The sequence below is a fragment of the Martelella sp. FOR1707 genome, from assembly GCF_053484265.1.
Genome location: NZ_JBAKFP010000007.1, coordinates 145462 through 158058, shown reverse-complemented (window position 1 = coordinate 158058; position 12597 = coordinate 145462). Strand labels below are relative to the sequence as shown.

Below are 12597 nucleotides of genomic sequence, written 5' to 3'. Positions count from 1 at the left end.
ATCCGCGACCTAACAGGCATGCTGCACACCCCCGGCCGATCGAGGATTTGACCCTCTGTCGTCGCCCGAGCGGCCGAATAGTCAGCGCTGGATGCCCAGCGTCTCGACATCGATATCCAACGGTCCCGCAAGGTCGTCGATCGAATCGTAAAGCAGTTCCAGGGCGTAATGCGGGTTGTGGACGAAGGCCCCGGCATCCGCGTTCACGAACTTCCAGTTATAGGCCGCCTTCAGCATGCGCGGCGTCCAGGCATTGTATTTCTGCGGCCTACCGTCGACCGTGTCGCCACGTCCGTCCTGATCGGCATCGAGGAAGAAATAGGGATAGGAGTGCTCGAACACGATCGGCGCGCCGGCCACCGTGACGCTGTAATCCTGAATGGTCTTGAGCAGCAGCGCCGAGTTGGCTTCGATATCGGAGCGGATGCCCTTGGAGATATTGCCGCTGCCGTCATAGCTGATCCGCGAAATGCGGATCGCATCGGGCGCGCCGCTTTCGTGACAGCTGAGACAGGTTTCCTCGGCCACAGTCAGGGTATGCGGATCGTGACAGGACGCGCAATCATTGATCGGGCGAGCATGGAAAAACCTTCCGCTATAGGACTTGCCGGGATATTCGAAGCCGCCCGCCCCGATGCTGCCGAGCCGCATCGCGCCGGCGAGCGCATAATGCGGGTTGACGAAATTGATGGTCGGGTCGGGCGTATCCTCGTCCTTTTCGCCGACGGTTTTCGTCACGCTGACGCCGGCCTCGCGGCCGATGTGACAGGTCATGCAGGCGGCCTGGGCGCCCGGCGCCACCGGATGCTCGATGCCGCTCGGCAGGGTGATCGCGGCAATTTCCCCGAGGCCGGGGCTGTGACAGGTGTCGCAATCGACCACGCCGCCAACCGGGGTCGGCCCCTCAATGCCCGGCGCGCTGCCATCCAGACCGTGGAAATCCCGGAAGCCGGCGCCGGAGTGACAGGCGGCACAATTCGCGGGAATCTCGCCCTCGCCGTCCCAGTGGGTAAACGCCTCAGCGGAGGCATCGGCATGGGCGGACCGCGCCCAGGCGGAGATCAGCTCCTGCTGGGGAACCGGTATCTGATCGGGGCGGAACGGGCCGGACTGCGGCATCACGTAAAGCTCAAGCGCCTCCACCGCGTCGGAAGAATTCTCCTGTGCGTTGGCAGTACAAAAATTGACAATTGTCAATATCGCAGCAATCATGAACAGGGTTCTTGAGTTAACGCGACCAACTACCGATGACATATCTTTCCACCCCCGCTGAAAAACTTCAGTTTGAACGTGTGGGAATGCTAAACAATCTGTTCCATCCCGGCAAATCAAATGTCATGATGTTTGCGTTGTATTTGCATTCAAGTTCTTGAGGAGCGACGCGTTGGTCGGCCTTTTCGGCACCGGTCTGTCTTTGACCACCGGCTCGATATCACCGGATTATAACCAGATTACAACGGCGCTGACCGTCGAGGCCGCATTGACGCCGGCCCGGGGCGAGGAGCTGCGCGTTACCCCGCTCGTCGGCGTCGACGACATTGTGTCGCAGGGCCAGCCGGTGCTCGGCCTGCGCAACGCGCCGGACATTCAGATGGTTGCCCCGATGGCCGCCCGCATTGCCGCAATCGACCTGGAACCGGGCCGGCGGCTGACCCGGCTTTTGCTGTTCAGAGAGGAAACCGGCGCGCGCTTTACCCATGACGTTGGAGACGCCCAAAAGGATGCCGCCAGCCTGCGGTCACTGCTCAAGGCATCCGGGCTCTGGCGCCGCATCCTGAGCCGCCCCTTCGGCCGCATGCCGGGGGCGGACGAGATGCCGTCGGCGATCATCGTCATGGCGACCGACAGCAGACCCGGCGCGCCCTCACCCGTCCACGCCTTGAAGGGCCGGGAGGAAGCGCTTGCCCGCGGGCTTTCGGCGCTCCGGCTTCTAGTTGGCGAGCGGCTGTTCTTCTGCGAGGCGGCGCGGATCGAGCTCGATCTGCCGCAAGCCGTGCGGCGCGTCAGGGTCGGCACGCTGCACCCGCTCGGCCTTCCCGGATTGCAGGTACACCGGCTTGCGCCCGCTTCGCTGGACCAAAAAGTGTGGGATATCCATGCCGAGGATGTCGCCGATATCGGCGAGTTGATCGAGACCGGCATGGTGCCGGAAACGCGGCTGGTGTCCGTCACCGGCCCCGCGCTCACCGAGCAGCGTCTGGTGCGCTGTCAGCCGGGCGCGGATATGCGCGGTCTCTGTCTCGGCTTCGTGCGGCCGGGACCGCATCGCATCATGGCGGGCTCGCATATCGACGGCCACCCGGGCCACTGGCTCGGCCCCCGCGACCGACAGGTGACCGTGCTCGGCGATGACGCCGGACATCGCCGGAACCACTGGTTCTCGGCGGCGCTGACCAGGGCCGCCCGACCGCTGCCGATCATTCCGACGGCGGCGCTCGAACAGGCGCTCGGCGGCGATATTCCGGCCGTGGCGCTGATCCGCGCGCTTTCCGCCGGCGATCAGGAGACCGCCACCCGCCTCGGCGCTCTTTCGCTGGTGGAGGAGGATCTGGCGCTCGCCGATTACGTGACGGCGGCCGAGCCAAGCCTTGCCGCCCAGCTTCGCGTGCTACTGGACCGGATCGAGCAGGAGGAGGTCGCAACATGATTCGTGGTTCGACCCACGGTCCGACACGGGGAATGTGGGACCGCGAGATGGTGGCGCTTCTGCTGCTGGCGGCAGCGATGCCGATTGCCCTTGCCTGGCTCTGGTATGGCGGCATGGATGCAGCGCTGCGGCTGGCTCTGGCGCTCGTCATCTCGGGGCTGTGGCATCTCATCTTCATGCTGGCGCGCGCCCAGCCGCCATCCTTTGCCGGCGCGCTGACGGCGCTGGCCATCGCCATTCTGGCGCCAGATGAGCTCGGCTTTCTGCCGTTCCTGCTCGGCATCAGCTTCGGTTCGGTTATGGCGGAACTGGTGTTCGGCGGCTGGGGCCGCAATATCCTGAACCCGGCCACCGTGACGCTCGCCTTTCTCGGCTTCGGCTTCGTCACCGCTCCCTGGCCTGATATCGACCTGCCCGTCGCCTGGGCGGCGATCCCGGCGGCCGTCATCGGCATGTTCGTCGGGGTGATGCCCTCCCGCGTCATTCTTGGCGCGGCGGCGGTGATTGCCGCCGGCTTCCTCGCCGGCATGCCGCTGCAGCCGGTGCTGCCCGCCTTCGCGCTGGCGCTGGTGCTGCTGGTGGCCGATCCGGTCGCAAGCGCCTCGACGCGGCTCGGCGGCTGGCTGAACGGCGGTATCTACGCCGCCCTCGTCATCATGTTCACGCTTAACTGGGAGGGCGCGCCGCCGGTGCGCGTGGCGGTTTCGGCAGCACTTCTCGCCTCGCTCGTCGCCCCGCTTCTGGATGAGGCGGCGATCGCCCTCTGGCATGCCCGCAGGAGAAAACGTCATGGCTGACCTGAACCCGATTTCGGCATGGCGCCGTTTTCTGGCCCTGCCCAATGAGAACCGCTTCAAGACGGTGGCGATCGCCTTCATCGTCTCGGCCGTCTGCGCGCTTTTGGTGAGCGGCGCAACAGTGGTTCTGCGGCCGATCCAGGCGGCAAACCGCGCCGCCGAGCAGCAGGCGCGGCTGGAGGCGCTGGTGGCGGGCATTCCCGGCATGACGCAGCTTCTGGAGCAATCCGGCGGCGCGCTTTCCACCGTCGTCATCAACCTGCCCAAGGGTCGGGCCGCAGACGACGTGACGCCCGCAACCCTTCTCGCCGCACTCGACAACGCCGCCAACTGGAAGACGCTCACACCGGGCGAGGATACCGCCGGCATCGGCCGCCGCCCGGATTTCGTGCAGATCTACCTGCTGCGCAACGATGCCGGCGATATCGAACTCGCGCTCCTGCCGATCAGCGGCGCGGGCTATATCGGCCCGATCAATGGCATTCTTGCGCTGAACGGCGACATGAACACGATTGCCGGCCTCGCGATCACCGATCAGGTCGAAACCCCCGGGCTGGGCGGGCGGATCGAGGAACCAGCCTTCCTCGCCCAGTTCGCCGGCACCGAGATTGCCGACCCCTCCGGCAATATCCGCTTCGCCGTCGCCCACGGCAAGGCGGGCAACGCCTACGAGGTCGACGGCATTACCGGCGCCACAAGGACCTCGAACGCGCTGACCAGAACGATCCGCTTCTGGCTCGGTCCGGATGGCTACGGCCCGCTGGTCGCGGCGATCAAGCGCGGGGAGTTCTGATATGGCCAAGCCCATCAGCCTGTGGACGACGCTGACGGAGCCGCTGATCCGGCAAAACCCGGTGACGCTGCAGATTCTCGGCATCTGCTCGGCGCTGGCGGTGACCACATCGGTCGCCACCGCCGTCACCATGTCGGCATCGCTGACGGTCGTGATCGTGTTGTCGGCCCTGCTGGTGAGCCTGATCCGCCGCCACATTCCCGATTCGATCCGGCTGATCGTGCAGATCGTCATCGTCGCCTCGCTGGTAATCGTCATCGACCAGTTCCTGCAGGCCTATTTCTTCGACATCAGCAAGCGGCTTTCGGTGTTCGTCAGCCTGATCACCACTAATTGCCTGGTGCTGGGGCGCACCGAATCCTTTTCGCGCAACAACCCGCCGCTGCCGTCAATGATCGACGCGCTCGGCAATGGTCTCGGCTATTCGCTGGTGCTGATCGTCATCGGATCGCTGCGCGAACTGTTCGGCACCGGCAAGCTGCTGGGCTACCAACTCTTCGCCACGACCGATCAGGGCGGCTGGTTCGAGCCGCTGAACCTGATGCTGCTCGCCCCCAGCGCCTTCTTCCTGATCGGCGGGCTTGTCTGGGCGATCCGCTCCATGTTGCCCGAACAGGCGGAAGCCGCCGAATTCACGCCGCCGGACACAGAGGAGGCAGGCTGATGAGCGAGCTTGCAGGCCTCTTCTTGAGCGCGGCCTTCGTCGAGAATATGGCGCTGACGCTGTTTCTCGGGCTCTGCACCTTTCTGGCGCTGTCGCGCCGCACGGGTTCGGCGCTTGGCCTCGGCATTGCGGTGATGGCGGTGATGGGCGTGACCATGCCGCTCAACAACCTGATCTACAACGCGCTGCTGAAACCGGGCGCATGGGCCTGGGCCGGCATGCCGGATACCGATCTTTCCTATCTGAAGCTGATCGCTTTCATCGGCGTGATCGCGGCTACGGTCCAGCTCGTCGAAATGGTGCTCGACCGGTTCTTTCCGGCGATCCATGCCTCGTTCGGCGTGTTCCTGCCGCTTCTGACGGTGAATTGCGCGATCCTCGCCGGCAGCCTGTTCATGGTCGAGCGCGACTACAATCTGGCGGAATCGACCGTGTTCGGGCTTGGCGCGGGCTTCGGCTTCGGGGTTGCCGTGGTCATGCTCGCCGCGATCCGCACCCGGCTTGCCTATGCCGACCTTCCGAACGGCCTGCGCGGCCTCGGAATCGCCTTTACCATTGCCGGCATGATGTCGCTCGGCTTTTCGGCCTTTGCGCAGATGGTGTCGCCATGAACGAGATCGTCCTTGCCGCCGTCATCGTCATTGCGCTTGTGGTCATTCTGACGCTGGCGCTGCTGGTGACCCGCACGCGCCTGATACCGGCGGAAAAGATCGTGATCAGCGTGAACGGCGCGATGTCGCTTGAGGCCCAACGTGGCGAACGGCTGCTTGGCGTGCTGCACCGTTCGGGCATCGGCATTCCCGCCGCCTGCGGCGGTTCCGGCACGTGCGGGCTCTGCCGCGTCCATGTGGAGGGCGAAGGCGCGGGCGAACCGCAGGCGACAGAGCGCGGCGTGCTGTCGGCCGCCGAGCGCCGCTCCCACATCCGTCTTGCCTGCCAGACCGCGCTGCGCGGACCCTGCGCCGTCACCGTGCCGCAGGATTTCGTCGGAGCGACCGGTTTCACCTGCACCGTGGTGTCCAACACGATGAAGGCCCCGCTGATCCGCGAACTCGTGCTCAAGCTTCCCGAGGGCCAGCCCTTCGATTATCGCGCCGGCGGCTTCATGCAGCTCACCGCGCCGCCCTACCGGCTTGATTTCCACGATATCGCGATCGACGAGGCCTTTACCGATTCCTGGCGCATTGCCGGCTGGCCGGAGATGAAGGGAGCCTCCGACAGCCCGGTCACCCGCGCCTATTCGATCGCCAACCGCCCGCGGGACGCAGCCGAAGGCCGTGCCGTTTTCAACATCCGCCTCGCCGCCCCGCCGCCGGGCCGCGAGCAGGAGATCCCGCCGGGCATCGTCTCCTCCTATCTGTTCGCGCTGAAGCCGGGCGACGAGGTTCAGGCCTCCGGCCCGTTCGGCGAGTTCCACGTGCAGCCGACCGACCGCGAAATGGTGTTCATCGGCGGCGGCGTGGGGATGGCGCCGTTGCGCGCGATGATCCACGAGCAGATCGGCAAGGGCACCAAGCGGAAGATGCGCTATTTCTACGGCGCCCGCTCGCTCGCCGACCTGTTCTATGTCGAGGAGTTCGACGCGATCGCCGCCGAACATCCGAATTTCTCGTGGACGCCGGCGCTGTCGGACCCCGCCCCCGGCGACCGCTGGACGGGTGCGACCGGCTTCATCCACGACAATGTCCGCGCCGCGATGCAAAACCACCCCGCGCCGGAGGACTGCGAATATTATCTCTGCGGCCCGCCGGTGATGATTTCGGCGGTGCTGGCGACGCTGGCGCGCCTCGGCGTCGAGCCGCATTCCATCTTCAACGACGATTTCGGAGTCTGAGCCATGACTGCATATCTGACCCGCCGTCAACTTCTCGCCGCCGCCGGCGCTGCCGGTTGCGCCCTCGCCGCCCCCGGTCTGCTACGCGCAGCCCCCGCGACACGGCAGGTGACCGGCACGGCCTTCGCCTCCGACTGGAGCGTGACGCTTACCGATACCGCCGACGCGAGCCGCCTCAAACCGCGCTTCGATCGGCTGCTTTCCGGCATCGACAGGATGATGTCGCCCTGGCGCGCCGACAGCGAGATAACCGGCTTCAACGCGACGACGGGCGAGACCGCGCGGATTTCGGCCGAAACCGCGTTCACGGCAGAGGCCGCGCTTGCCGTGGCCGCAGCGAGCGATGGCTGGTTCGATCCGACCATCGGCCCGCTCGTCGCCCGCTATGGCTTCGGCCCGATCGAAGGCACCGCCGGCCCGGAGGATGAGGCCGCGCCGCGCTGGCGCGCGCTCGCCGTCGAGGGCGACCGGCTGATCAAGCGAGATCCAAACCTCACCATGGACCTCTGCGGCATCGCCAAGGGCCGGGCGCTGGATCTGATGGCGCTGGAACTGCGCGAAGCCGGCCATGAGGATTTCCTGATCGCCATCAGCGGCGAACTCCTGTCCAGCGGCCGCCACCCCGAGGGCCGGCCATGGCAGGTGGCGGTGGAAGACCCGCGCCTTGAAGCCGATGAGGCTTTCGCCGTGCTGGGCCTCGACAATGCGGCGATCGCGACCTCGGGCCTCAGGGCACAGAGCTACGATCTCGGCGACACGCGATACAGCCATATAATAGACCCCTACCGCGCCCGCCCGGTCGAAGGCGCAATCGCCTCCGTCTCGGTAATCGCCCCGGATGCGATGACCGCCGATGGCTGGGCGACGGCGCTGACGGCGGCGGGCGCTGAAGGCCCGGCGCTGGCGAGACGCCGTGACATCGCCGCATTGTTCCTGTTCCATGACGGCGCCGGTCTCAGAAACGAAAGCGTGAACGGTTTCGACCGTTTTCTGCTATAATGGCGGCAAGGAGGCGGTCATGGAAATCGTACTGGCAATCGGTATTTTCGCGCTGGTGGCGGCCGGTCTCGGCCTCGGCCTGATGCTCGGTCGCGGCCCGCTGAAGGGGTCCTGCGGCGGCATGGCCTGCCTCAAGGACGTCGCCTGCGAGGGCTGCCCGCACCGGGCGGAGAAGGAGGCGCGATGACCGACACCATTGAAGAGATCACCCGCGCCGACGCGCTGACCGTGACGCCGGACATGGCGATCCGCCGCGCGGTTGCGCTGCTGGTGGAAAACAGGGCCGCCGGCGCGCCCGTGGTCGATGACACCGGCACGCTTTGCGGCCTCCTGACCCAGAAGGACTGTTTCCGCCCGACGCTGCAGGCAAGCTATTATCAGGAATGGAAGGGCACCGTCGGCGACTACATGACAACCACGCTGGTGACCCTGCCGGCCAGCGCCGACCTGATGACGGCCGCCGAAGCCTTCCTTGAACACCCGCACCGCATCTTCCCCGTCGTCGACGGCGACCGTCTCGTCGGCCTGATCCGCCGCTCGGACGTGCTGGCGGCGCTGGTGCGGCTGAGCAACTGAGGCGTTTGGCTGCCGCGCCAGATTTCGCAGTCAGGGCAATGCGTCGACAAGCCGAACCCTCAGCCGCTCCGCGCCATCAGCGCCGTCATCGCCTTGCGGAAGCGGGTTTCGATTTCCGTACGCTTCACGTGGCGACCGGCTTCGACCTGTTTGACGCCGTTGGCCCAGACGCAGTCGGATTTCACCTGGCTGGCGAAGATGAAGCCGTCGAGAGACTGATCCCGGATCAGCCAGGGGGCGGCGCTGTTGTCGAGCGAGAAGAAGCTGGCGGGCCTACCCTCGGCGATGCCCGCTTCGATGCCCATGGCCTGAGCCCCGCCGGCAAGCGCGCCGTCGAACAGGCGGCGGCCGGTGGTGCCGCCGGGTTCGGCGATGACGTTGCGGGCCCGTTCACCAAGGCGTTGGGCATATTCGAGCTGGCGCAGCTCGTCGGCAAGGCCGATCAGTACGTTGGAATCCGAGCCGACGCCGAATGCGCCGCCTGAGGCCAGAAACCGGCTTGCCGGGAAGATACCGTCGCCGAGATTGGCTTCCGTGACCGGGCAGAGGCCGGCAACCGCGCCGGACCTTGCCAGGCCATCGGTCTCGGCATCGGTCATGTGTGTCGCGTGAATGAGGCACCAGCGCCCATCGACGCCGGTGTTTTCCAGCAGCCATTCGACAGGGCGCTTGCCGCTCCAGGCAAGGCAGTCATCGACTTCCTTCGTCTGCTCGGAGACATGCATGTGCACCGGGCCGTCGGTCAGGCTGGCGGCAAATTCGAGCTCTTGCGGGGTGACGGCGCGCAGCGAATGCGGGGCGACGCCGAGGACGGCGTGATCGAGGCCGTAGACGATCTTTGAAGACGCCTCCATCAGGCGGGCAAAACTGTCGCGATCGTGGATGAAGCGGCGCTGGCCATTGTTCGGCGCCGCCCCGCCGAAATCGGAATGGGCATAGAAAACCGGCAACAGCGTCAGGCCGATGCCCGTTTCGCCGGCGGCCGCCGCGATGCGCTCCGCCATCTCGCCGATATTGCCGTAGAGGCTGCCGTCCTTGTCGTTGTGGAGGTAGTGGAACTCGCCGACGCGGGCAAACCCGGCCTCCAGCATTTCCATATAGAGTTGGGCTGCGATCGCCTCCGCCTCGTCCGGTTCGATGGCGAAGGTGAAGCGGTACATCACCTCGCGCCAGCTCCAGAAATTGTCGCTGGCAGGGCCTCGACGCTCGGCAAGGCCGGCCATGGCGCGCTGGAAGGCGTGGGAGTGAACATTGGCGATGGCGGGGACGATGATGCCGTGGCGCTCGTCGCCCGGCTGGGGCGTCTGATCGAAGGCGAGATCGGCAATGCGGCCGCCTTTGATGGCAAACCGCGCATCGGCGCGCCAGCCCTTTGGCGTCAGGATGTTTTCGGCGAAAAGGTGTGATGCCATGCTGTCAGCCCCATTTTATTCTTGCCCGTTCTTGTGTTATGTATATACATAATAATCAATCAAACACAACAAGGGGAAAGGGATGGCTTCCGCCACGCCGAAACTTTTTATCAACGCCCGTATCGCCACCATGGTCGGCAGCGCTGATGCCGCTGATGGCGTACTCGCCGTCGAGGGCGGTCGCATCGCTTACGCAGGATCCGAGGCGGGCCTGCCGGGACGCTGCGCCAGCTTCGAAAAGGTCGATTGCGGCGGGCGGCTCGTCACCCCGGCGCTGATCGATTGCCACACGCACCTTGTTTATGGCGGCAGCCGCGCGAAGGAATTCGAGATGCGGCTTGAAGGCGCGTCCTATGAGGAGATCGCTCGCGCCGGCGGCGGAATTGTCTCGACCGTGAGTGCGACCAACGCGCTTTCCGAAGATGCGCTGGTCGAAGCCGCCCTGCCACGTCTCGACGCCCTGCTTGCCGAAGGCGTCGCCACCATCGAGATCAAGTCCGGCTATGGCCTCAATATCGAGACCGAGCTGAAGATGCTGCGGGCAGCGCGACGCCTCGCCACGCTTCGTCCCGTCCGGATCAAGACCACCTGGCTTGCCGCCCACGCCACGCCGCCGGAATACAAGGGCCGTAACGCCGCCTATATCGAGGAGGTGGCGGTTGCCGGCCTAGAGATCGCCCATGATGAAGGTCTGGTCGATGCTGTCGATGCCTTCTGCGAGGGCATCGCCTTTTCGCCGGACGAGCTTCGACCGCTTTTCGAAAAGGCAAGAGCGCTTGGCCTGCCGGTAAAACTCCATGCCGAACAGCTTTCCAATCTCGGTGGTGCGGCGATGGCGGCATCCTATGGGGCGCTGTCATCCGACCACCTTGAATATCTCGATGAGGCCGGCGTGAAGGCCATGGCCGCCGCTGGCTCCGTCGCGGTTCTGCTGCCCGGCGCCTTCTACACGCTGAAGGAAAAGCAGCATCCGCCAATGGCGGCGCTGCGCGCGGCCGGTGTTCCGCTGGCGCTAGCGACCGACTGCAATCCCGGCACCTCGCCGCTGACCTCGCTGCTGTTGACCATGAATATGGGCGCGACGCTGTTCGGCATGACGGTTGCCGAATGCCTTACCGGCGTGACGGCGAACGCGGCCCGCGCGCTTGGCCTTGCTCAGGAAACTGGCACGCTGGAAGCCGGCAAGGCAGCCGATATCGCGATCTGGGACGTCGCTGCGCCTGCGGAGCTTGTCTACCGCATCGGTTTCAATCCCCTTTCCCGGCTTTATGTCGGCGGCCACGAGGTTGCGCGATGACGCTTGTTCTCACCCCCGGCACCGTGAGGCTGGCCACGCTGGAAAAAATCTATCGCGGCGATGATACGGTGCGGCTCGATCCCGGCTGCGATGTCGCCATCGAAAAGGCCGCCGCCCGGATCGCTGCGATCGCGGCCGGCAACGCCCCGGTCTACGGCATCAATACCGGCTTCGGCAAACTCGCCTCGATTAAAATCGACGCCGCCGATACCGCCACCCTGCAGCGCAACCTCATCCTGTCGCATTGCTGCGGCGTCGGCGCGCCGCTTGATGCCAAGGTCGTACGGCTGATCATGGCGCTGAAGCTGATCTCGCTCGGCCGCGGCGCTTCCGGCGTGCGGCTGGAACTGGTGCGGCTGATCGAGGGCATGCTGGCAAAGGGCGTCATTCCCGTCATTCCCGAAAAGGGCTCGGTGGGTGCTTCCGGCGATCTCGCGCCGCTCGCCCATATGGCCGCCGTGACGATGGGAGAGGGCGAAGCCTTTTACGCCGGTGAGCGGCTTCCCGGCCGGGAAGCGCTGGAAAGAGCCGGCCTGACGCCCGTTCAGCTCGCCGCCAAGGAAGGGCTTGCGCTGATCAACGGCACACAGGTATCAACCGCCCTGGCGCTTGCCGGCCTGTTTCGCGCCTTCCGCTGTGCCGCCACCGCGCTCATTACCGGGGCGCTCTCCACCGATGCGGCGATGGGTTCGCCGGCGCCATTCCATCCGGACATTCATACGCTCCGTGGCCATCAGGGCCAGATCGATGCGGCGGCAAGCTTGCGGGCGCTGCTCGAAGGCTCCGAAATCCGCGTTTCGCATATCGAAGGCGACGAGCGGGTGCAGGACCCTTATTGCATTCGCTGCCAGCCGCAGGTTGATGGCGCCTGCCTCGACCTTCTGCGCCAGGCCGGACGCACGCTCGAAATCGAGGCCAATGCCGCAACCGACAATCCGCTGGTGCTTTTCGACGACAGCGTCGTTTCCGGCGGCAATTTCCATGCCGAGCCGGTCGCCTTCGCGGCAGACCAGATTGCCATTGCGGTCTGCGAGATCGGGGCGATTGCCCAGCGGCGGATCGCGCTTCTGGTGGACCCCGCGCTTTCCTTCGGGCTTCCCGCCTTTCTGTCGAAAAAGCCGGGGCTCAATTCCGGGCTGATGATCGCGGAGGTGACCTCTGCTGCGCTGATGAGCGAGAACAAGCAGATGGCGCATCCGGCCTCGGTCGATTCCACGCCGACCTCTGCCAATCAGGAAGACCATGTGTCGATGGCCTGCCACGGCGCGCGGCGGCTTTTAGCGATGACCGACAATCTTGCCAACATCATTGGCATCGAGGCGCTCTGCGGTGCGCAGGGCGTGGAGCTGCGTGCGCCGCTTGTCACGAGCCCGGCGTTGCAAGGGGTGATTGCCGCATTCCGAGGACTGGTGCCGACGCTCGAAGACGACCGCTACATGGCCGGTGACCTTGAGACGGTGGCGGCGGCGGTGCGCGATGGCGTGCTGATCGATGCTGTCGGGGCAGGGGTGTTGCCGGAGATTGGGCGTTGAAGTCATTCTGCATGTCATCTTTGACACCGGGGTTCCGCCCCTCACC

At 65.6% G+C, this 12597-nt stretch carries 13 protein-coding genes; 11 read left to right on the top strand and 2 right to left on the bottom strand.

Going from position 1 to position 12597, the window contains the following annotated elements; translation table 11 throughout:
• Nucleotides 1-81: 81 nt before the first annotated feature.
• Nucleotides 82-1212 carry a cytochrome C gene (locus V6765_RS19280; protein ID WP_448431784.1) on the bottom strand — a complete coding sequence of 377 codons (1131 nt, stop codon included), beginning with the start codon at nucleotides 1210-1212 and terminating at the stop codon, nucleotides 82-84.
• A gap of 172 nt (nucleotides 1213-1384) precedes the next feature.
• Here V6765_RS19280 and V6765_RS19275 point away from each other — a divergent pair, with 172 nt between their 5' ends.
• The 9 genes from V6765_RS19275 to V6765_RS19235 are packed head-to-tail and all read left to right on the top strand — an operon-like array spanning nucleotide 1385 to nucleotide 8310.
• Nucleotides 1385-2647, top strand: a complete 1263-nt coding sequence (locus tag V6765_RS19275) for a Na(+)-translocating NADH-quinone reductase subunit A (protein WP_448431782.1) — start codon at nucleotides 1385-1387, stop codon at nucleotides 2645-2647.
• Nucleotides 2644-3444, top strand: coding sequence for an RnfABCDGE type electron transport complex subunit D (locus tag V6765_RS19270; RefSeq protein WP_448431780.1), 801 nt, complete (start codon nucleotides 2644-2646; stop codon nucleotides 3442-3444). Before V6765_RS19275 ends, V6765_RS19270 begins: the two co-directional genes overlap by 4 nt.
• A complete protein-coding gene (locus V6765_RS19265) occupies nucleotides 3437-4237 on the top strand; it encodes an FMN-binding protein (protein ID WP_448431778.1) in 801 nt (266 codons plus the stop codon). Before V6765_RS19270 ends, V6765_RS19265 begins: the two co-directional genes overlap by 8 nt.
• 1 nt (nucleotide 4238) lies before the next feature.
• Nucleotides 4239-4901 carry an NADH:ubiquinone reductase (Na(+)-transporting) subunit D gene (locus tag V6765_RS19260; RefSeq protein WP_448431776.1) on the top strand — a complete coding sequence of 221 codons (663 nt, stop codon included), beginning with the start codon at nucleotides 4239-4241 and terminating at the stop codon, nucleotides 4899-4901.
• Nucleotides 4901-5512 carry an NADH:ubiquinone reductase (Na(+)-transporting) subunit E gene (nqrE, locus tag V6765_RS19255; RefSeq protein WP_448431774.1) on the top strand — a complete coding sequence of 204 codons (612 nt, stop codon included), beginning with the start codon at nucleotides 4901-4903 and terminating at the stop codon, nucleotides 5510-5512. Before V6765_RS19260 ends, nqrE begins: the two co-directional genes overlap by 1 nt.
• On the top strand, nucleotides 5509-6735 hold the full coding sequence (gene nqrF / locus V6765_RS19250) for an NADH:ubiquinone reductase (Na(+)-transporting) subunit F (RefSeq protein ID WP_448431772.1): 1227 nt from the start codon (nucleotides 5509-5511) through the stop codon (nucleotides 6733-6735). The genes nqrE and nqrF overlap by 4 nt, the downstream gene beginning before the upstream one ends.
• Nucleotides 6736-6738: 3 nt before the next feature.
• Nucleotides 6739-7734 carry an FAD:protein FMN transferase gene (locus tag V6765_RS19245; protein ID WP_448431770.1) on the top strand — a complete coding sequence of 332 codons (996 nt, stop codon included), beginning with the start codon at nucleotides 6739-6741 and terminating at the stop codon, nucleotides 7732-7734.
• 19 nt (nucleotides 7735-7753) lie between these two features.
• Nucleotides 7754-7921, top strand: coding sequence for a (Na+)-NQR maturation NqrM (gene nqrM / locus V6765_RS19240; protein ID WP_448431768.1), 168 nt, complete (start codon nucleotides 7754-7756; stop codon nucleotides 7919-7921).
• A complete protein-coding gene (locus V6765_RS19235) occupies nucleotides 7918-8310 on the top strand; it encodes a CBS domain-containing protein (RefSeq protein WP_448431766.1) in 393 nt (130 codons plus the stop codon). The genes nqrM and V6765_RS19235 overlap by 4 nt, the downstream gene beginning before the upstream one ends.
• 59 nt (nucleotides 8311-8369) lie before the next feature.
• Here V6765_RS19235 and V6765_RS19230 read toward each other — a convergent pair whose 3' ends face one another.
• Nucleotides 8370-9722, bottom strand: coding sequence for a formimidoylglutamate deiminase (locus tag V6765_RS19230; RefSeq protein WP_448431764.1), 1353 nt, complete (start codon nucleotides 9720-9722; stop codon nucleotides 8370-8372).
• 82 nt (nucleotides 9723-9804) lie between these two features.
• Between V6765_RS19230 and hutI the strand changes: the two genes are divergently transcribed.
• Entirely contained in the window at nucleotides 9805-11019 is a 1215-nt protein-coding gene (hutI, locus tag V6765_RS19225) for an imidazolonepropionase (protein ID WP_448431762.1), read from the top strand.
• Nucleotides 11016-12551: a histidine ammonia-lyase gene (hutH, locus tag V6765_RS19220; protein ID WP_448431760.1), complete on the top strand. Its 1536-nt coding sequence runs from the start codon at nucleotides 11016-11018 to the stop codon at nucleotides 12549-12551. Before hutI ends, hutH begins: the two co-directional genes overlap by 4 nt.
• Nucleotides 12552-12597: the final 46 nt, after the last annotated feature.